Origin of the sequence: Ventrimonas sp., from assembly GCF_048380235.1 — a bacterium.
Classification (GTDB): Bacteria; Bacillota; Clostridia; order Lachnospirales; family Lachnospiraceae; genus Brotaphodocola.
In genome coordinates, this window is the sequence record NZ_DBFCCJ010000005.1 from 11,725 (window position 1) to 31,178 (window position 19,454).

General features: G+C 50.1%; 19 protein-coding genes. 5 read left to right on the forward strand and 14 right to left on the reverse strand.

Features of this window, described 5'->3' with window-relative positions; all coding sequences use genetic code 11:
• Positions 1-89: 89 nt before the first annotated feature.
• The 5 genes from ACMP1L_RS00265 to ACMP1L_RS00285 form a co-directional block, all read right to left on the reverse strand.
• Positions 90-1,595: a tripartite tricarboxylate transporter permease gene (locus tag ACMP1L_RS00265; RefSeq protein WP_418451569.1), complete on the reverse strand. Its 1,506-nt coding sequence runs from the start codon at positions 1,593-1,595 to the stop codon at positions 90-92.
• A gap of 17 nt (positions 1,596-1,612) precedes the next feature.
• Positions 1,613-2,050 (reverse strand): tripartite tricarboxylate transporter TctB family protein, encoded by a 438-nt coding sequence (locus ACMP1L_RS00270; protein ID WP_418451571.1) that lies wholly within the window; start codon positions 2,048-2,050, stop codon positions 1,613-1,615.
• A gap of 234 nt (positions 2,051-2,284) precedes the next feature.
• Positions 2,285-2,668, reverse strand: a complete 384-nt coding sequence (locus tag ACMP1L_RS00275) for a GNAT family N-acetyltransferase (RefSeq protein WP_418451573.1) — start codon at positions 2,666-2,668, stop codon at positions 2,285-2,287.
• 625 nt (positions 2,669-3,293) lie between these two features.
• Complete coding sequence (locus ACMP1L_RS00280; RefSeq protein ID WP_418451574.1) at positions 3,294-3,815, reverse strand: MarR family winged helix-turn-helix transcriptional regulator; 522 nt, start codon at positions 3,813-3,815, stop codon at positions 3,294-3,296.
• Positions 3,816-3,826: 11 nt separating this feature from the next.
• The gene (locus ACMP1L_RS00285; RefSeq protein WP_177303366.1) at positions 3,827-4,549 is read right to left on the reverse strand and encodes a FadR/GntR family transcriptional regulator; all 723 of its coding nucleotides are present in this window, start codon (positions 4,547-4,549) and stop codon (positions 3,827-3,829) included.
• 286 nt (positions 4,550-4,835) lie between these two features.
• Between ACMP1L_RS00285 and ACMP1L_RS00290 the strand changes: the two genes are divergently transcribed.
• From ACMP1L_RS00290 to ACMP1L_RS00310, 5 genes are all read left to right on the forward strand, one after another.
• Positions 4,836-6,206 (forward strand): MmgE/PrpD family protein, encoded by a 1,371-nt coding sequence (locus ACMP1L_RS00290; protein ID WP_118732061.1) that lies wholly within the window; start codon positions 4,836-4,838, stop codon positions 6,204-6,206.
• Positions 6,207-6,235: 29 nt separating this feature from the next.
• A complete protein-coding gene (locus ACMP1L_RS00295; RefSeq protein ID WP_118732060.1) occupies positions 6,236-7,120 on the forward strand; it encodes a fumarate hydratase in 885 nt (294 codons plus the stop codon).
• Between the two features lie 33 nt (positions 7,121-7,153).
• Positions 7,154-7,744: a FumA C-terminus/TtdB family hydratase beta subunit gene (locus ACMP1L_RS00300; protein ID WP_118732059.1), complete on the forward strand. Its 591-nt coding sequence runs from the start codon at positions 7,154-7,156 to the stop codon at positions 7,742-7,744.
• 174 nt (positions 7,745-7,918) lie between these two features.
• On the forward strand, positions 7,919-9,283 hold the full coding sequence (fumC, locus tag ACMP1L_RS00305) for a class II fumarate hydratase (protein ID WP_418451576.1): 1,365 nt from the start codon (positions 7,919-7,921) through the stop codon (positions 9,281-9,283).
• Positions 9,284-9,326: 43 nt separating this feature from the next.
• Positions 9,327-10,496, forward strand: coding sequence for an NAD(P)-dependent malic enzyme (locus ACMP1L_RS00310; protein WP_118732058.1), 1,170 nt, complete (start codon positions 9,327-9,329; stop codon positions 10,494-10,496).
• Between the two features lie 55 nt (positions 10,497-10,551).
• Here ACMP1L_RS00310 and ACMP1L_RS00315 read toward each other — a convergent pair whose 3' ends face one another.
• Genes ACMP1L_RS00315 through ACMP1L_RS00355 form a run of 9 tightly spaced genes read right to left on the reverse strand, consistent with a single transcriptional unit; the run spans position 10,552 to position 19,401 of the window.
• Positions 10,552-12,162, reverse strand: a complete 1,611-nt coding sequence (locus ACMP1L_RS00315; RefSeq protein WP_118732057.1) for an FAD-dependent oxidoreductase — start codon at positions 12,160-12,162, stop codon at positions 10,552-10,554.
• 15 nt (positions 12,163-12,177) lie between these two features.
• Positions 12,178-12,852, reverse strand: coding sequence for a 4Fe-4S dicluster domain-containing protein (locus tag ACMP1L_RS00320; protein WP_118732056.1), 675 nt, complete (start codon positions 12,850-12,852; stop codon positions 12,178-12,180).
• 36 nt (positions 12,853-12,888) lie between these two features.
• A complete protein-coding gene (locus ACMP1L_RS00325; RefSeq protein WP_118732055.1) occupies positions 12,889-13,743 on the reverse strand; it encodes an FAD/NAD(P)-binding protein in 855 nt (284 codons plus the stop codon).
• Positions 13,736-14,773 (reverse strand): 4Fe-4S dicluster domain-containing protein, encoded by a 1,038-nt coding sequence (locus ACMP1L_RS00330; protein ID WP_418451579.1) that lies wholly within the window; start codon positions 14,771-14,773, stop codon positions 13,736-13,738. Before ACMP1L_RS00330 ends, ACMP1L_RS00325 begins: the two co-directional genes overlap by 8 nt.
• 3 nt (positions 14,774-14,776) lie before the next feature.
• On the reverse strand, positions 14,777-15,745 hold the full coding sequence (locus ACMP1L_RS00335) for a 4Fe-4S dicluster domain-containing protein (RefSeq protein ID WP_118732053.1): 969 nt from the start codon (positions 15,743-15,745) through the stop codon (positions 14,777-14,779).
• On the reverse strand, positions 15,733-16,191 hold the full coding sequence (locus tag ACMP1L_RS00340) for a hydrogenase iron-sulfur subunit (protein ID WP_118732052.1): 459 nt from the start codon (positions 16,189-16,191) through the stop codon (positions 15,733-15,735). The genes ACMP1L_RS00335 and ACMP1L_RS00340 overlap by 13 nt, the downstream gene beginning before the upstream one ends.
• Positions 16,182-18,167, reverse strand: coding sequence for a CoB--CoM heterodisulfide reductase iron-sulfur subunit A family protein (locus ACMP1L_RS00345; RefSeq protein ID WP_118732051.1), 1,986 nt, complete (start codon positions 18,165-18,167; stop codon positions 16,182-16,184). The genes ACMP1L_RS00340 and ACMP1L_RS00345 overlap by 10 nt, the downstream gene beginning before the upstream one ends.
• Positions 18,168-18,190: 23 nt before the next feature.
• Entirely contained in the window at positions 18,191-18,583 is a 393-nt protein-coding gene (locus ACMP1L_RS00350; RefSeq protein ID WP_177303361.1) for a 4Fe-4S dicluster domain-containing protein, read from the reverse strand.
• Positions 18,580-19,401 (reverse strand): CoB--CoM heterodisulfide reductase iron-sulfur subunit B family protein, encoded by an 822-nt coding sequence (locus ACMP1L_RS00355; RefSeq protein WP_347560154.1) that lies wholly within the window; start codon positions 19,399-19,401, stop codon positions 18,580-18,582. The genes ACMP1L_RS00350 and ACMP1L_RS00355 overlap by 4 nt, the downstream gene beginning before the upstream one ends.
• Positions 19,402-19,454: the final 53 nt, after the last annotated feature.

The window sequence follows — 19,454 nt, forward strand, 5'->3', positions numbered from 1 at the left end:
AGCAAAAGCAGAACCGTCCTTCCGGCAGTCCTGCTCATACAATCCATATTCTGTTTTATACAATGTGTCTGCTTTATGTGCATCTGTTTTTATGCTTTTCCTGCCTTCCATTGCTTCCAGAGCGGAAGTCCGATGAAAATAATCGAAAGAATCAGCAGCGCACAGCTTAACGGTCTTGTAACAAACACGCTCAGGGATCCATCTGCAAACTTCATGCTCTGGGTCCAGTTGTTTTCCATCATGCTGCCAAGAATAGAGGCCAGGATCAGCGGAGACTGCGGAATCTTGTATTTGTTAAAGCTGTAGCCCACAAATCCAAAGAATACCATGACCGCAACGTTAAAGATATTGTTGCTTACCGCAAAGGCACCGGTCACACATAATACCAGCACAATGCCGCTTAATATTTTCCGGTTCAGGCGCAGCACAGCCGTAGCCAGCACATTACAGTAATAGACCGACAGCGGAAGCATAATGATATTGGCCAGCAAAAATCCCAGGATGATCATATATGCCATCTCCGGGGTATCGCGGAACAGGGTCGGGCCGGTTCTGAGTCCCTGGATCGTCAGTGCACCCAGAAACAGGGATGAGGTAGAGTTTCCAGGGACACCCAAAGACAGAAGTGGTACCATAGAGCTTGCCACAACCGCATTGTTGGCAGACTCCGGTGCTGCGATGCCCTCCGGTACACCGGTGCCAAATTCCAGATTCGGACATCTTCTGGAAGCCTGGTCATAAGCCATGAAGATCGCCATAATCATGCCGGCACCCGGGATGATTCCGATGACATTACCAATCGCACTGGACTGGATCCAGATTGGAAGCAGGCGTTTGGCCATAGCCCGATCCGGCAGTGTTACCTTTACCTTCTGGTAATTCTCTTTTACGTCCTCCACAAACTGCCTGGCATCGGTCTTTCCCTTGATGGATTCGATCATTTCTAATATAGAAGTAATACCGAAGAGACCGATCAGCATTGGAATCAGGGAAATCCCATCCATCAGACTGACCTGTCCAAAGGTGAAACGGGCCAGTCCGGTCTGCGGGCTCATGCCGATGCAGCTGAATAAAAGGCCGACGGCCATGGCCAGAATATTTTTTACCACGTTCTTTCCAGCCATGCCGATTACCGTACTCATGCCAAGGATGGCCAGCATGAAATATTCCGGCGGGCCGAATTTCAAAGCCTGCTTCGCCAGGAACGGTGACAGAAACAGCAGAACAATTGCACTGCTGATGCCGCCAAATGTAGAACTGGAAATCGCCAGTCCCAGAGCCTCTCCGCTCTTTCCCTTCTGCGACATCGGATAACCGTCATACGCTGTTACCGTAGCGGATGCAGTTCCAGGAATCTTTAACAAAATTGACGGTACAGAACCGCCGCAGGCGGACGCACAGTAAATTCCGATCAGAAGGCAGATTGCCACGCTCGGCTCCATACCAAAGGTAATCGGAATCAGAACCGCCATAGTAATACTGTCATTCAATCCCGGAAGCGAACCTACAATCAGGCCGATCACCACACCTCCAAGCAGTGCCAGCAGAGCCATCGGCTGCGTCAGTTGCCCTAGCCCAAGTAAAATACCGCTCATACATTCCCCTCCTCGCGTTAAAAATCAAGTATGATCATTGGAAGCGGCACAGACAGTACCACCTTGAAAATCACGAACACAACTGCTACAGCAGCCACGGAGCAGACCGCAATCATGCCATATTTCCGGTATCCCAGTGAGCGGATGATGAACGCGCAGAGAAGAAACGTGTCAATGACATAACCGATCTTTTTCAGCAGGAACACATACACCAGCAGAGCCAGCAGCGTAATTCCCACCATTTTCAGGTTTACCCCCTGCAGACTCACGACCGCCTGCTGCTTCTTCAGCGTCTGGAACAGCAGATATACTGCACAAAGAAACAGGACTCCTGCCGACATCATGGGAAAGATTCCCTCACTTCCCATGGATAATGACTGAACTGCTACATAGGCTGCCATCAGAATAAAGGCGGCCGGCATAGCCAACTCGATGATCCATTGCTTTTTGCTCATCCCATAACCTCCTTGCCTTCTTTTGTACGCGCGTTAAGGAAACTATAAAAATATTTGGCCTGTTTAGATTCTAACCTACTTTATGGAAATAATAAAGTTAATATGATGTTAACTTTTGCCGTGAAACCATATATATTTTTTTATTTTTCTGTGCATTTTTAATAATTTTATTTTCTAACAAAAAAAGAACCGGGCTTGTCACTGCAAAACCCAGTTCTTTTTCCTTATGCTTTTCTACTTTTTTTCTGCCGGCAATGCCCGCATAATCCAGGCATCTGGACGGCCCTTGCGAATGAGTGCCTCTTCCATCCGAAACCCGCATGCTTCATAGCACCGGATGGCCCTGGTATTATTCTGATAAACAACCAGGCTCACGCGCTCCATCTGCAATATGCAAAAATCCAGTTCAGCAAAACCTATGATTCTTTCCTGAAAGATTACCCGATAAAGAAGCATTCGTTTTCTTGAGGCATAGCTTTGTTTCATCTGGGCCAGATTCGGAGGATAATCATACACAAAATCTGCTCCCCACAAACAAAATTCTTCATAAGACTGCTTTTTGCACAGCTGATACAAAAGCTCTATATCTTTGCCTTCTGCTGTTTCCACATACAGCATACACAATGCTGATAAATCTTGGAAGATCCATTCCTACATGGGCCAGAAAGCCCGGCATATACTGCCCGAAGAAACCATACAGAATAAAGCAGCCTGTAACAATTGCAAGTGAGGTGCCCACAGATCTGCGTGTTGCCTCAATCAAGGCCAAAACAAGAAGAACACCAAAAACGATATCGTAGGTATATACCACTCCGCTTCTCAAGTCGATGGTACTGTCAATTGACATGATATAGATTAGGCTTCCTGTCCAATTCCTGCTGCCGCTCCAAACATTGCGGTCCAGCAATGGAACAGGCAGAATACAAAAGCCAATAGAAACGATAGTTTTTTTAACATGTTCATCCCCCTTTATGTTGGAAGTCAGTGCCGTGTGTGAAGTTTCTTCTCAGGTATGTAATGCAAAAATTATTTTCTTTTCGTTCTTTTTATTTGAATATTCTGACTTTTCCATCCATTTCTTTTTTATTTTTATCTTTTTTGTGCACAATTTGTTGTTTTGATTCTAAACTATTTTTTTCAATACCTTTTTCCTATTTTTGACATCTTTTTCATTTTTTCGTTTTTGCCACTGTTTATTTTGCACAAAAAAAGATTAAAGAATGATTTGTAAAGCTTTCATTCTTTAATCTTTTCCGTTCACAGGATAATTTTGTTTTATCTTGTTCTTTTTTCGTTCTTCTTCGACCTGGCGTCTGACCTCCAGCCAGGTTTCCAGTACCTGAAAGGCGGTATTCATTTCCTCCGGCGTGTAAAGCCTCCGTACTTCATTCATGGATTCACCGGCATGGACCATATCATAATTTCGGTGGGCCAGATCCAGTTCCTTTCCCTTTTCTGTCAAAAACAGCGGTAATTTGTTATCTCCATTGGACGCTTCCCTGCAAACCAGACCCTTTTTCTCGATTTTTTTAAGAATCTGGGAAATAGCGCCCTTCGTCTTACCATTATGCCGCGCAAGTTCTGTTACTGTAATGCCAGGATTATCCGCAATGTGCTTGAGTGTGTGAACCTCAACAGAGGTATACTCTTCTCCCGTTCCGTAATCCTGCGGCACCTTTGTGGAAATGTACAAATTGGCTACCTGGTGGATAATATCCACAGCCTCTGCATTGCTGTATTCTTTGCTGCTCCGCTTTGCCGCCATTTGCTTCCCTCCTATTCCTTCATTTTGTCATGATCGGCCATGACCCGCTTTAACGCCCTGCTCAGATGGAATTTCATATATTTGCTGGCATCATCCGCATTTCCGCTCTCGATTTTGTAGAGAATGGCTTCATGATCCATGAGGGTAGAATCGCTGACACTCTCCGGACGCATGGTGTATTGTTTGGAAATCTCCAGAAGATCATAGAGACTGCGGTACAGGTTTTCCAGTACCGGGTTCTTGGCCGCCGCGATCACCCGCAGATGGAAAGCATGGGATGAACGTGTAAAGGCTTCGCTGTCTGCGTCCGGATCGTCGATCGCTGCGGACATGGCTGTAATGGCATTGCGGATCTGTTCAATATCCTCATCCGTATGCCGCAGTGCTGCATAGTATGCCGCAGCGGACTCCAGAAAGATCCGCACTTCAAACAGATTTTCGATGGTTTCCTGGGTGATCTCCGTTGCAAAATTAGCTCCCGGTGTAAACAGCTGTACATCTACCCGCTGAATGATCATTCCATCCGCTCCGTTGCTGATAATTCCAATATACTCCAGAATTCTTAAGGCCTCCCTCACCGGAACCCGGCTTACACCAAACTGAGCAGCCAGCTCCCGTTCTGAAGGAATTGTGTCTCCCTCCTTCATCTGACCGGACAGGATCTGCTGGCGGAACCAGTCCAGGATCACTTCGTAATATTTATTTCCAGTTTTTGATACTTTCTTTTCTTCCATGAATTTCCCCTCAGTTCTTCTAAATGTAAAAAACATTCCGGCAAATAGCATTCGTGCTCTTTTTCTGTGTTTCACATTTTTTGTTATTTAAAAGATACAATAAAACTTCTGTCATTGTCAATAGTCCCCAAAAAAGCCTCGTCAAATTCTATAATTTTTTTCTCATTTTCTCTTCCATTTTGTCATTATGTGTGGTATTCTGTAATCACAGCTGGTATACCACCAGAGAAAATAACAATTTCCAGACACTTTAACGAAAATATCTAAATCTGTGAGGAGGCTTTATATGAGTACTGCCAATCAGGAAACCCGGAAACTGGCCGCCTATATCAAAGATATGGGCTATGACCATTTTGATGCCCACACCATCGACATCACCAAAATGTGCATTCTTGATTTCATAGGTGTAGCCATTGCCGGTTCCGCAAAGAAAGAATCATCCATCTGGAAGGAATATTATGCCGAGAAGGTAACTGCTCCCCAGGCCAGCCTGTTCCAGCCTGGTTTTCCAAATATGACCACTGAACAGGCCGCTGCATTAAATGCAGTATTTGGCCATGTCATGGATATGGACGATGTGCACAACGCATCCATCACCCATCTGGCTGTCATCACCGTTCCGACCGCTTTTGCCCTTGCGCAGAAGCTTCACCTGAGCGGCAGACAGGTAATCGAAGCAGTGGCTGCAGGCTATGAGGCAGGTGCCCGCATCGGAGAGACCATCAACCCTTCCTCCTATAAATACTGGCATACTACCGCGGTAGTCGGTGCCTTTTCCTCCGGTGCCACCGCCTCTAAGCTGCTTGGTCTCACGGAAGAACAGATGGTAAACTGCTTTGGCTCCGCTGGAACCCAGGCTGCGGGCCTGTGGGAATTCCTGGCAAGCGGATCCATGAGCAAGGTTCTTCACACCGCAAATGCGAACCTCTGCGGTATGCGGGCTGCTGAGCTTGCAAAACTTGGCTTTACCGGTGCCCCTGCCATTCTGGAGGGAGAGCGTGCTTTTGTAAATGCACTTGCCCCGGAGCATGACATGAACAACCTGATAAAGGGCTTCGGCGAAGGCTACCGCATCACCGAAAATTCCTTCAAGCCGTATGCTTGCTGCCGCCATACCCATTCCGCGGACTACTGTGTTGAGAAGATCCTTGCGGCACATGACATCAATCCGGACGATATCGTATCCATCACGGATGATACCTACAGCACCGCGGTACAGACTACCAACAATCCATATCCGGAAAATCCGTACGCAGCGAAATTCAGCGTTCAGTTCTGCATTGCCGCTGCCATCATTTTACGGGATTTAAGCGACCGGGTATTTACCATCGAAAACATTAACAATCCAAAGATCAAAGACCTGATGTCCAAGATCAAGGTCAATGTCAGCCCGAAGCTGGACGATGAGTTCCATCAGGATCCGAACCAGTGGTCCCACAAGCTCACCATCACCATGAAGAGTGGCGAGATTATCACGGATCAGGTAGACTACCCGATCGGTGACTTCAAGAATCCATTCGACTGGGCTATGGCTGACCGCAAATTCCGCCTGCTGACGGAGGATATGCTTGGTGCCGACGTGGTTACCCGCCTGTTAGACAACCTGCATAACCTGGAAACATTCGATGATATCAACAAAGTATTTCAATTATCATAAACCCAATACCATTTAAGGAGGTTTTTATTATGGAAAAAGAATTGATGAAAGAAGCCATGCATGATGCCTGCATCAGAGCCGTAACCGAAATTTCAGCTGATGTAAAGGCACTGGTTCAGGCTGCTCTGGATCGCGAAACCAATGAAACCGCGAAGAGTATGCTTTCCTCCATGCTGGAGAATCTGGATATCGCAAAAGCACAGGACAAGGCAGTCTGCCAGTCCCCTGGATATCCGACCACCTGGATTTCCTACGGCGATGACAACTTCCCGTCTTTCGCAAAAGACACGATTGCTGAGGCGCTCGGTGAAGCCACCAAAAAGGGCTACCTTCGTCCGAGTATCGTTGATCCGTTAACCCGTCATAATCCTGGCAACAACACCGGTAAGGGTGTTCCGAACATTGAATACCAGTACAATCCGGGACAGGATTATGTCGATTTCATCATCAGCTTCAAGGGCTGCGGCGCTGAGCTTGGCAATGCCATGAAGATTTTCACTACCGCTACCTTAAAGCTGGACAAAGATTTTGAAGGTTTAAAACGTTTCGTTCTGGAAACCGCGATCAACGCAGGCGGAAAGCCATGCCCGCCATTCGGCATCGGCATCGGCATCGGCGGACAGATGGATATCGCATCCAAGTTAAGCCGTGAAGCAATCAGCACCCGTAACTGGTCCGACACCAACCCGGATCCGCTTCTTGCAAGACTGGAGGATGAGCTCCGCGACAACATCAACAAGCTTGGCCTTGGTGCTGCAGGAACCGGCGGTGACACCGTATGTCTGGCCGTTAAGATCGGAACCGCTGCAACCCATACCGCCATTGCTCCGGTAGCAATCAATTTCCACTGCTGGGTAGCAAGACGTGCCGGCATCCGTATGTATAACGACGGACGCATTGAAAAGCTTCTGTAATCAGTATCGGATCAGAAAGGAGATCACAACCTTATGGAAAAGAAAGTTCTTACTATGCCTATTAAAGAAGAGGATGTCCGTGAGTTAAAGCTCGGCGATGTCGTATATCTGACCGGCCATATCTTTACATCCAGAGATATGGGACATTTAAGAATCCGTCAGTTACTGGAGAAGGGCGAGCCGCTGCCGAAGGATTTCAACGGCGCTGCCATCTTCCATGCCGGCCCGGTATGCTTAAAGAATGAGGATGGTTCCTGGCGCTTAAACGTAATCGGACCGACCACCAGTATCCGTATGGAGCCATACGCTGACATGGTTGGAAAGCTTGGTGTCAAAGCGGTCGTCGGAAAGGGCGGCATGGAAAAGGATACTCTGGCAGCCTGTGAAAAATATGGCTATGTTTACCTTCAGGCAGCTCCTGGCTGTGCTGCAAAGCTGGCACAGGGTATCAAGGGTATTCAAGATGTTACCTGGTTTGAGATGGGTATGCCGGAGGCACTCTGGGATCTGGAGGCCGTTGAGTTTGGTCCTCTGGTAGTCGGCATGGATACTCACGGAAACAGCATCTATAAGAATCTGAAGGAAGCTGCTTTCAAGAAACTGGATGAGATTTATCCGGCCTAACTTGCAATTTCATACAAAATCCAGTATGATGAAGCCAGTGCATACGCTTTTTTGCGGCACTGAGGTACAACACGATCATAACAGCGCTGGGCGGCAGGCCCGGGGGTGGCCCCGTCCTGCTCCCCCAGGGCTGTTTTTGTTTTAAAATTAACGATTTAAGGAGGGTTTTACAACATGGAGTACAGAACAGAACATGATTCAATGGGTGAGGTTCAGGTTCCAGCAGACCGCTACTGGGGTGCACAGACTCAAAGAAGCTACCAGAACTTCCGGATCGGCATCGAGAAAATCCCGAACGAAGTCATCCGCGCTTTTGCAATCTTAAAAAAGGCAGCCGCTATGGCCAACAACCGTCTTGGCAAAATGGATGACAAACGCGCTGGACTGATTGCCCAGGCCTGCGATGAGATTCTGGAGGGCAGGCTGGAGGGCAACTTCCCGTTAGCTGTATGGCAGACCGGAAGCGGCACCCAGTCCAATATGAACGTAAATGAGGTCATTGCCAACCGGGCCAATGAGATTGCCGGTGAGAAGCTGATCCATCCAAATGACCATTCGAATATGTCCCAGAGTTCCAATGACACGTTCCCGACGGCCATGCACATTGCGGCAGCTACCGAGATTGAAGACAAGCTCTTCCCGGCCATCGACCGCCTGACAGCAACCTTTGACCGCCTGATGAAGGAAAATGAAGGCATCATCAAGACCGGACGCACCCATCTGCAGGATGCAACCCCGATCACCTTCTCCCAGGAGATCAGCGGCTGGAAAAATATGCTGGAGAAATCCAAAGCCATGCTGGAGTTGGCGCTTCCGGGACTTCGTGAGCTGGCTCTGGGCGGAACCGCAGTCGGAACCGGCTTAAACGCACCGAAGGGCTTTGACACTGAGGTAGCAAAGGCCGTTTCCGAGCTGACCGGCAAACCGTTTGTAACTGCATCCAACAAGTTCCACTCTCTCACCAGCAAGGACGAGCTGGTATTCGCTCACGGCGCATTAAAAGGCCTTGCGGCGGATATGATGAAAATCGCCAACGATGTACGCTGGCTGGCCAGCGGCCCGCGCTGCGGCTTAGGCGAAATCTTTATTCCGGAGAACGAGCCGGGAAGCTCTATCATGCCGGGTAAGGTAAATCCGACCCAGTGTGAGTCCGTTACCATGGTAGCAGTCCAGGTGATCGCCAACGATACCGCAGTCGGTATGGCAGCATCCCAGGGCAACTTTGAGCTGAACGTATTTATGCCGGTGCTGATCTACAACTTCCTGCAGTCCGTCCGCCTGTTAACCGACTCCCTGACCTCCTTCAACGACAACTGCGCATGCGGCATCCGCGCCAACAAGGAAAAGATGGATGACAACCTGCACCGGTCCCTGATGCTGGTTACCTGCCTGAATCCATACATCGGATACGAGAACGCAGCCAAGACCGCCAAAAAGGCTTACAAGGAAAATATTTCCCTGAAGGAAGCCTGCGTAGCCCTGGGATTCCTGACCGCAGAGCGTTTTGACGAGGTATTTAAACCGGAACAGATGGTATAATTTCATTTTTTATAACAAGATCATAGCAAAGGAGAACAAGAACATGGATATCAACGAAGCTTCTTTAAAAATGCACTATGAGTTAGGCGGCAAGATCGAGGTTGTTTCCCGCAAGAAAATCGAGACCAGAGAGGATCTGTCCCTGGCTTACACTCCAGGCGTTGCAGAGCCGTGCCGCGTCATCGCCAAGGACTACGAGCAGTCCTTTAAGCTGACCCGCCGTGGGAATCTGGTTGCTGTCATCACCGACGGCACTGCTGTTCTGGGACTTGGCGACATCGGACCGGCCGCAGGCATGCCTGTTATGGAAGGCAAATGTGCCCTCTTCAAGGAGTTCGCCGACGTAGACGCATTCCCGATCTGCATCGATTCCAAGGATACCGACACCATCGTCCAGACCATCTACCTGATCTCCAAGAGCTTCGGCGGCATCAACCTGGAGGATATTGCTGCTCCGCGCTGCTTCGAAATTGAGCGCCGCTTAAAGGAGATCTGCGACATCCCGGTATTCCACGATGACCAGCATGGTACCGCCATCGTCGTTGCTGCAGCCCTGATCAATGCCATGAAGGTAACCAAAAAAGAGATGGGCAAGATGCGCATCGTCATCAACGGCGCAGGCGCAGCCGGCATCGCAATTGGTAAGCACCTCATCAACATGGGCTTCGGTAATGTAATCATGTGCGACATCAACGGCATCATCTGCGAGGGTGATGAGGGCTTAAATGCCGGACAGGAAGAGATTTCCCATGTCAGCAACTTAGCGCACGAGCACGGCAAGCTGGCTGACGCATTAAAGGGTGCTGACGCATTCATCGGCGTATCCCGTCCTGGACTGGTAACCAAAGAGATGGTTTCCACCATGAACAATGGTATCGTCTTCGCCATGGCTAACCCGACCCCGGAGATCATGCCGGATGAGGCTCTGGCTGGCGGCGCTGCTGTTGTTGGTACCGGACGTTCCGACTTCCCGAACCAGATCAACAACGTCCTGGTATTCCCGGGTGTCTTCAAGGGTGCACTCTCCGTCCGTGCGAAAGAGATCACTGAGCTGATGAAGGAGCGTGCTTCCTACGCTATCGCCAGCCTGATCCCGGATGATCAGCTGACCGCAGAGAACATCATTGCTTCCCCGCTTGATAAGACCGTGGCTGACGTAGTTGCTAAGGCTGTAGCTGACACCGCTGTAGAACAGGGCATCGCAAGAGTTTAATGACAACAATAAAAAAATATGGGGCTGCCGCTATTGCGACAGCCCCTTTCGCATCTTATAAGCTTCTCTCTCTGCGTGCATACGGCGGAAGAAGAAGCGGAGATACACGGTCGGTGTGAATGCCGGCAGCTTCCAGCTCCTCGGCAAACTTCTCCACATGATCCAGATTCGGTGTGCCAAGCTCTACTTCATGAGTAAGCTCTGCGGCATGCTTTCCTGCATCACGGCCAAATACAATGATATCTAACAGGGAGTTGCCCATCAGACGGTTGCGTCCGTGGATTCCTCCGACAGCCTCGCCTGCTACCAGCAGATTCGGGATGTTGATGGTCGCACAATCTGCACCGATCTCCAGACCGCCGTTCTGATAATGCAGGGTCGGGTAGATCAGGATCGGCACCTTGCGCATATCAATGCCATAGTTCATGTACATACGCAGCATAGCCGGGATACGCTTCTCAATGGTTCCCTCGCCATGGATCATCTCGATCATCGGGGTATCCAGCCATACACCATAGCCGCCGCCCGGAGTCGGAACACCATTTCCGCGTGCCGTGCACTCACGGATAATAGACGCTGCGGATACATCACGGGTCTCCAGCGGATGCATGAAGGCTTCGCCTTCACGGTTTACCAGCTGGGCACCTACGGAACGTACCTTCTCGGTTACCAGGGCACCAAACAGCTGAGCCGGGTAAGCAACACCGGTCGGGTGATACTGAATGGTATCCTGGTACAGCAGATTTGCTCCTGCACGGTATCCCAGAACCAGTCCATCTGCAGTTGCGCCGTAGTGATTGGAGGTCGGGAAACCCTGGTAATGCAGGCGTCCTGCGCCGCCGGTTGCAATAATAACAACCTTTGCTCTTGCGATCAGGTACTCATCGGTCTCCATATTCTGGAGAACCGCGCCGGCAATCTGGCCCTTGTCATCCTTGATCAGCTCAATGGCTGAGGTAAAATCTACAACCGGAATGCCGCGGTTGATGACCTCATCACGCAGCACACGCATGATCTCGGCACCGGAGTAATCGGCACAGGCATGCATTCTCTTTCTGGAGGTACCGCCTCCATGGGTGGTTACCATAGTGCCATCCGGGTTCTTATCAAACATAACACCCAGATCATTCAGCCACTGGATAGCCTCCGGAGCCTCCATAACCAGCTTGGATAACAGCTCCGGCTTTGCAGCGAAATGACCGCCGCCGAACGCATCCAGATAATGTCTCTGCGGAGAGTCATTCTCCTTATCTGCTGCCTGAATGCCGCCCTCTGCCATCATGGTGTTTGCATCACCAATTCTTAACTTGGTCACGATCATGACGTTCGCTCCGCCGTTGTGAGCCTCTATGGCTGCGGAAGCGCCTGCTCCGCCGCCGCCGATAACCAGCACATCAACATCGTAATCCGGATGGGTAAGGTCAATATCCTTGCCCAGTACACGGCTGTTAGCCTGCAGCAGCTCAGCCAGCTCGGCCGGTGCCTTCTCGCCCTTGTTCGGTCCCATCTCTAAGGTTGCGAATCCGCTCTCCTTGTAGTCAGGATGAAACTCTTTCAGCAGATTGTCTTTCTCGTCCGCATCCATACGGCGTAATTCTTTTCCGATTCTGGATGCTCTGGATGCTTCTACCTTCTTAATGGATTCCAGCATTTCCTCTGTATACATGACTTCATCCCTCCCTTATTTCTCGATATCGCGGTTGTTGTACAGTTCCTTCATCTGGTCGATCGGGGTCTCCATGATCTGCTCGATCAACTGATCGTACTCGCCATGGCGGATCTCATCCACACGCTTCTCCAGATGCTCGCTCTCCGGCGCAATGTACTTGCCGGTCAGTCTTCTGGCCAGCAGGCCTACCATCGGATGGGAGATTCCGGCCGGGCATCGGGTGGAGCAGATTCCGCAGCTTACGCAGTCAAAGGATTCCTTCGCGCATTTCTCGAAATCGCCTCTCTGCGCATAGGCAATATACTGCATAACATTTAACTTCTGCGGGCATGCCTTGGTACAGGCATTACAGCCGATACAGCTGTAAATCTCCGGGTACAGCTCCATCATGATCTGCTCATTCGGACGGAGATCCTCAATGTCGTAGGTGCGCTTGTCCGTCGGGAAGAACGGGATGCTTGCCACATACATTCCCTCCTGCACCTGAGTCTGGCAGGCCAGACAGGTCTTTAATTCATTCTGTCCCTTGATCCGGTAGATGGTTGCACAGGCACCACAGAATCCGTGACGGCAGCCGCAGCCTCTTACCAGTTTGTATCCGGCATATTCCATAGCGGTCATGATGGTCAGATCTGCCGGTACCGTATATTTTTTACCATAGAAATAAACATTTACCATTTCCTGCATTTTTTTATCCTTCCTGATTATCCTCGTAATCCAGCCTTAGTACTCATCCGGCAGCTCGTCTACCTCGTCGCACCGGAATACCGGTCCATCCTTGCAGACATACTTGGAACCGATGTTGCAGCGTCCGCATTTACCGATGCCGCATTTCATGCGGAGCTCCAGTGTGGTATACACCTGGGTCTTCTCAAAGCCCATCTCCTGCAGAGCCGCCAGTACAAACTTGATCATGATCGGCGGTCCGCAGACCAGAACGGTTTTATCTACTGAAAATTCCAGTTCTTTTAAATAGGAAGGAACAAAGCCTACATGGCCGTCCCATTCCGGCTGCTCCCGGTCGATGGTCAGATATACATTCACGCCCTTGTCCTTCGTCCACTCGTTCTGAATCTCATCCAGGCCAACCAGATCTTCCTTAGAGCGGGAACCGTAAAGGATATCTACAGTACCGTAATTTTCACGGTTGTCCATCACATAGTTGATGACGGAACGAAGCGGTGCCAGGCCGATGCCTCCCGCTACAAACAGAAGATTCTGTCCCTTTAATACCGTTTCTACCGGAAATGCATTGCCGTAAGGTCCTCTCACGGTCAGCTCATCTCCGACCTCCATCGTATGCAGATAATCGGTCAGGGTTCCGCAGCGCTTGATGCTGAACTCCTGATATTTTTTATTGGTTGGGGAAGAGGTAATGGAAAACATAGCCTCACCCACTCCCGGCACGCTGATCATGGCGCACTGTCCCGGCATATGCTCAAAGAGCTTTCCGCCCTCCGGACGTTCTACCCGAAAGGTCTTGACATCCGGGGTCTGATCCTTGATATCCGTGATCACGCCGACCATCGGCACTAATTCATCGTGTTTATGGCTTCCGCCGCATCCACAGCTACACATCTTCTGTCACCCCCAGACTTTTGATCACCTTCAGGATATTCAATCCGGAAGGACATTTGTTCACACAGCGTCCGCATCCTACACAGGAGAACAGGCCGCCGTTGTTTTCCGGATAATATACCAGCTTGTGCATGAATCTCTGACGGAAACGCTCCTTCTGGCTCTTACGGTTGTTGCCGTGGGCCATCAGGGTGAAGTCAGAGTACATACAGGAATCCCAGCAACGGAATCTGCGGATTCCCTTTCCGGTGTCATAATCCCGGATATCGTAGCACTGGCAGGTCGGACACACAAAGGTGCAGGTACCACAGGCCAGGCACGGCTTATAAAGTTCATCCCATTTCGGAGAATCAAAGATTTCCTGCATCGGGGTGTTTTTGAAGTAGTCCAGGGAAAGGCTGCTGTAAGGAAGCTTTCCGGTAATGGCACGGATCTGCTCTTTTTCTGCTTCCACAGCCTCCTCACCGGTTTTGTCTGCCTCTGTGAGCAGTTCCTTCACGGTTTCTGTGAGCGCAGCTCCTTTTTCGGTTACCGGCTTCCAGTACAGATCCTCTCCCACGCTCCAGGTTACGATATCGCCAACCGGCTCTGCGGCATCGATATCGAATGCCTTGCAGAAACAGGTTACATCCGGCTCATGGCAGGCTCTTGCGATCAGCACACCATGCTCTCTGCGTGCCTGATAGTAGGAATCCACCGGATCGGCCAGGAATACCCGGTCCAGAACCTCAATGCCCTTTACATCACAGGCCCGGATGCCAAACACGGCAAAGGACTCGCCGCAAAGCTGCTGGGGATCGATGGAAATCTTCTTTCCCTCTTTATAACAGGTATACAGTGTCTCACTCTGCGGAAAGAAAAGATCCTTTGGAGATTTCACTGCATTCAGCGCATCCAGCGCCGGCTCTTCCTCGTTTGTCCAGATTCCGTAGTTTACCTGACCATGTTTGTGAAGCGGCATATAAAGATCCATGTTTTCTGCGATGGCGGCAAAGAGTAACGGAAGTTTTTCATTTGAAATTTTGTACATATCCTAACCCCTTTCCCCGGCAGCTCCCGGCTCTACATCATCCAGACGGAAATCGGTAAGCGGTGCTCTTGACTCCGTATCATCACCAGCCTGATATTCTCCGTAGAACTGGTCGATATCCTTGATCATCTTGCGGTTCAGCAAATGAAGTGGAATGCCCTGCGGACACACGCGGCTGCACTCGCCGCAGTCAGTACAACGTCCTGCCACATGGAAAGCACGGATTAAGTGGAACATCTGTTCCTCAAAGGTATCTGCGTTGGCTTTCTGCGCGGTATCAAAACGGTCACTGTCAAATACACACTTGTTGCAGCTGCAGGCCGGACAGACATTGCGGCAGGCATTGCAGCGGATACACTTGGAAAGCTCACCCTGCCAGAAAGCGAAACGCTCCTCCGGACTCAGACTCTCTAACTCCCGCACCTTCGCGAAGCGGTCCTCAGCCGGTACGGCCAGCTCCAGCTCCTCGTGAATCAGCTCATCGTATACCTTATGCTCATTTCCCTTGCAGCACAGGCAGCGCTCCAGGATGCCGTCTGCAAAGGAACAGGTCTTTTCTCCATAGATGGTCTGAATATGAAGGGTGTCGCCATCCTCTTCCACAGACTCAATGCCCTTTATGCCTGTATTTTTGATCTTTTCAATATCCAGCTTGCCCTTGCAGCCCACGCCGATAATGTAGCTCTTTTCGCGATCAATCCGGCGCTCTTTTAATAACTGGTTGAAGCTGTAGGTATCACACGGTTTTAAGAAAACCAGGGTCTTCCCTTCCAGCTTGCTGGCCTGGATCATATATTTGCTTAAGTTTGCCCCGCAGAAGCTGTCATAAACCAGCTCCTCCAGCTGTTCTCCGTTTTCAAAAAAGGCCGGCTGCGGATTATAAGGCAGGTCTTCGCCGCGTTTCCATCCAAGGACACGCTGTACCTGACCGGAGGCAAGCAGCTCTTTGGCTCTCTCTTTTATTTCCTGCATCTTAAATCCTCCAATCTCACATTTTTGCCGAGGCTCCGGATCTTTTCGATAAATTCGTTCATGGTTGTTGCAAATTTTACACCCTCTGCAGCAGATACCCATTCAACCCGGGCTCTTCCCTTTTCTACTCCGATGTAGTCTAACAGAGAGAAGAGCATGGTCATTCTTCTTCTTGCATAATAGTTTCCGGTACTATAGTGGCAGTCACCCGGATGGCATCCGCAAAGGATCACGCCGTCCGCTCCCTTCTGGAATGCTCTCAGGATAAACAGCGGATTGACACGGCAGGAACAGGGAACGCGGATGATCTTGACCTCTGCCGGATATGCAAGTCGGCTGGTTCCCGCCAGATCTGCTCCCGCGTAGCTGCACCAGTTACAGCAGAACGCCACAATCACAGGCTTAAATTCTGCATTTACTTCTGTATTCTCATGTTCTACCTGCATATTGCATCTACCTCCGCAATTAATTGTCTGTTGGAAAAGCCCTGCAGATCCATCGCGCCAGACGGACAAGCTACCGTGCAGGCACCGCAGCCCTGACACAGTGCGCTGTTGACGCAGGCTACGATGCGCTCTTCCTTCACGCCGTGGTCTACAATCAGCTTCGTCTCATAGGAAATTGCGCCGTACGGACATACCTTCTCACAGGAACGGCATCCGTTGCAGTAGCGCTCATCCGGTTTGGCGGTACACGGGTTTGTTACCAGCTTATCCTTTGCCAGCAGGCCAATGACCTTGGCTGCTGCCGCACCGGCCTGGGATACGGTCTCCGGAATATCCTTCGGTCCCTGACATACACCAGACAGGAAGATTCCTGCGGTCGGGCTTTCTACCGGACGCAGCTTCGGATGTGCTTCTGTCAGGAAATTGTTCGTATCAATGCTGGCCGTCAGCATGGTAGCAAGCTTTCTCACAGATGGATCCGGCTCAATGGCTGCTGCCAGAACCACCATATCCGTATCCAGCAGAATCCGGCGATTATCAATTAAGTCCATTGCCTGGACACGAAGATGTCCGTCTACCTCTGCTACCTTTCCGACCTGGCCCTTGATGTAGTTCACACCGTACTCCTCTACGGCTCTGCGGTAGAACTCATCGAAGTTCTTGCCCGGGGTACGCACATCAATGTAGAACACATTGACCTGAACATCCGGATATTTATCACGGATCAGCATCGCATGCTTTGCGGTATACATACAGCAGATCTTAGAGCAGTAGCTCTTTCCGCGGCAGGTGGTATCACGGGATCCCACACACTGGATAAAGGTTACGGACTTCGGTGCCTTATGATCAGACAGGCGCTCTAAATGTCCCTTCGTTGGTCCAGCTGCATTGGTCAGACGCTCAAACTCCAGGGAAGTGATGACATCCGGGCAGGTATCATAGGAATACTCACCGAACTTGTCCAGCTTGATCATATCAAAGCCGGTAGCCACAACAATCGCACCGTACTCTCTGGTAATGATCTCATCCTCCTGGGTATAGTCAATGGCTCCGGCCGCACAGACCTTAGCGCAGAGACCACATTTGCCAGTCTGGAATTTGATGCAGTGCTCACGATCGATAACCGGAACATTCGGAATAGCCTGCGCAAACGGAGTGTAAATGGCGCTTCTGGTTCCCAGTCCCCGGTTGAACTCGCTCGGAGTCTTCTTGGACGGGCACTTCTGAGAGCAGACACCACAACCGGTACACTTGCTCATGTCAACGCTTCTTGCCTTCTTGCGGATATCCACCTTAAAGTCTCCGACGAAGCCGGATACCTTTTCTACCTCACTGTATGTATACAGATTGATCCGCTCGTGGGCAGAAGCCTCTACCATCTTCGGGGTCAGGATACATGCGGAGCAGTCCAGGGTCGGGAAGGTCTTGTCCAGCTGGGACATCTTGCCGCCGATACTCGGAGTCTTCTCCACGATATCTACCTCGTAGCCTGCATCTGCAATATCCAGTGCAGTCTGAATTCCGGCGATTCCGCCGCCGATAACCAGCGCACGCTTTACAACCCGGCTCTCCCCCGGCTGCAGCGGCGCGTTTAAATGCACCTTCGCTACAGCGGCTCTGGCCAGGATAATGGCCTTCTCAGTTGCTTCTTCCCGATTCTTATGAATCCAGGAACAATGCTCACGAATGTTTGCGATTTCCAGCATATACGGGTTTAATCCCGCTTTCTCCACCGCCTTGCGGAATGTGTTCTCATGCATACGCGGGGAACAGGAACAAACAACAACACCAGTCAGATGCTTCTCTCTGATAGCGTCCTGGATTTTTGATTGTCCAGCTTCCGAACACATATACTGATAATCTTCCGCATGAACCACGCCAGGCTCGTTTTTGACCGCTTCTACCACTTTTTCAACGTCTACAGTCGCCGCAATGTTTGTACCGCAGTGGCAGACAAATACTCCTATTCTTTGCAATGATTTCACCTCGGATCTTTCTTCTACTTACTATATTTACGAAAAGCGCTTACTAAAAGCTGCTGCGGAAGCTCCGGATCAAGCAGCTCCGGAATCTCATCCGGTGACAGATAATTGCCGCCCTGGCTTCGAATCACCATCAGACGGACTGCCTCAATCAGCTTGGCCGGTTTTACATCACGCGGGCAGCGCTCCACACAAGCAAAACAGGAGAGGCATTTCCAAATGGATTTGGATTTTAACAGCGGTTCAATCTCTCCACGGTCTACGTAGGAAACGAACTGATGCGGACGGATATCCATACTGTCACAGGCCGGGCAGGATGCGGAACACTTGCCGCATTTCATACACTTTTTTGTATCGACATTGCTGATTCTGCAGATCAGCTCTGCTTTGTCTTTGTCTGTATGGATCATACCTCGCCATCCTCCTTTCCTTCCCGGATGTCTACTCCAAGAGCTTCTGCAAGAATCTCTGTGAAATACGTTACCTTCGGTGTATGTGCATGGCCGCTGTTATGATTTAAGTTGTACTGGCACAGTGGACAGGCCGTTACCAGTTCATCTGCTCCGTTGTATTCTGCGGAATCCAGAATGGTGTCCACCATCTGTCCGGCCATTTCTTTTTCCTTTAAAGAAATATATCCGCCGCAGCACTCATTGCGATACGGGTATACCACCGGCTCTGCTCCAAGGGCACGGATGAAATCCTCCAGAATCTTTGGATTTTCCGGATCGTCAAACTGTAAAATACCGCTTGGGCGAAGAAGCATACAGCCATAGTACGCACCGATCTTTCTGCCGGTCAGCGGTTTTACCACCTTCTCCTTTAATTTGTCAAAACCAATCTGATCTCTCAAAAGCTCCAGAAAGTGGTATACATGGGTTTCGCCCGCATAGGGCTCCTTTAACCCAAGATAATTGTTTGCACGATCCCGGATATCAGCAACATTCGCCATATCATCATTCACGCGCTTAATCACATGATGACATGCAGAGCAAATCGTTACCAGATCCTGGCCCTTTTCTTTTGCTGCATTCAGCGCACGTACCGAAGATAATTTCGTAGCAATCTCATCGGAAGCCAACGGATATACGCCTCCGCAGCACTGCCAGTCCTCAATTTCTTCCAGGACAATGCCCAATGCCTCCGCTGATTTGCGTGCGCAGATATCCAGTTCCTTCGCCTTGTTCTTCAAGGTACAGCCCGGAAAATAACTGTAAACCATCAGCATCACGCCCAATTTCCTAACACTTTGTCTTTATGTGTCAAATTATTCACGTTAAG

Bases quoted from the DNA above. Each gene is read 5' to 3' on its own strand.
- ACMP1L_RS00265 (WP_418451569.1), bottom strand. From the start codon at position 1,595: ATGAGCGGTATTTTACTTGGGCTAGGGCAACTGACGCAGCCGATGGCT.
- ACMP1L_RS00270 (WP_418451571.1), bottom strand. From the start codon at position 2,050: ATGAGCAAAAAGCAATGGATCATCGAGTTGGCTATGCCGGCCGCCTTT.
- ACMP1L_RS00275 (WP_418451573.1), bottom strand. From the start codon at position 2,668: ATGCTGTATGTGGAAACAGCAGAAGGCAAAGATATAGAGCTTTTGTAT.
- ACMP1L_RS00280 (WP_418451574.1), bottom strand. From the start codon at position 3,815: ATGGCGGCAAAGCGGAGCAGCAAAGAATACAGCAATGCAGAGGCTGTG.
- ACMP1L_RS00285 (WP_177303366.1), bottom strand. From the start codon at position 4,549: ATGGAAGAAAAGAAAGTATCAAAAACTGGAAATAAATATTACGAAGTG.
- ACMP1L_RS00290 (WP_118732061.1), top strand. From the start codon at position 4,836: ATGAGTACTGCCAATCAGGAAACCCGGAAACTGGCCGCCTATATCAAA.
- ACMP1L_RS00295 (WP_118732060.1), top strand. From the start codon at position 6,236: ATGGAAAAAGAATTGATGAAAGAAGCCATGCATGATGCCTGCATCAGA.
- ACMP1L_RS00300 (WP_118732059.1), top strand. From the start codon at position 7,154: ATGGAAAAGAAAGTTCTTACTATGCCTATTAAAGAAGAGGATGTCCGT.
- fumC (WP_418451576.1), top strand. From the start codon at position 7,919: ATGGAGTACAGAACAGAACATGATTCAATGGGTGAGGTTCAGGTTCCA.
- ACMP1L_RS00310 (WP_118732058.1), top strand. From the start codon at position 9,327: ATGGATATCAACGAAGCTTCTTTAAAAATGCACTATGAGTTAGGCGGC.
- ACMP1L_RS00315 (WP_118732057.1), bottom strand. From the start codon at position 12,162: ATGTATACAGAGGAAATGCTGGAATCCATTAAGAAGGTAGAAGCATCC.
- ACMP1L_RS00320 (WP_118732056.1), bottom strand. From the start codon at position 12,852: ATGCAGGAAATGGTAAATGTTTATTTCTATGGTAAAAAATATACGGTA.
- ACMP1L_RS00325 (WP_118732055.1), bottom strand. From the start codon at position 13,743: ATGTGTAGCTGTGGATGCGGCGGAAGCCATAAACACGATGAATTAGTG.
- ACMP1L_RS00330 (WP_418451579.1), bottom strand. From the start codon at position 14,773: ATGTACAAAATTTCAAATGAAAAACTTCCGTTACTCTTTGCCGCCATC.
- ACMP1L_RS00335 (WP_118732053.1), bottom strand. From the start codon at position 15,745: ATGCAGGAAATAAAAGAGAGAGCCAAAGAGCTGCTTGCCTCCGGTCAG.
- ACMP1L_RS00340 (WP_118732052.1), bottom strand. From the start codon at position 16,191: ATGCAGGTAGAACATGAGAATACAGAAGTAAATGCAGAATTTAAGCCT.
- ACMP1L_RS00350 (WP_177303361.1), bottom strand. From the start codon at position 18,583: ATGATCCATACAGACAAAGACAAAGCAGAGCTGATCTGCAGAATCAGC.
- ACMP1L_RS00355 (WP_347560154.1), bottom strand. From the start codon at position 19,401: ATGCTGATGGTTTACAGTTATTTTCCGGGCTGTACCTTGAAGAACAAG.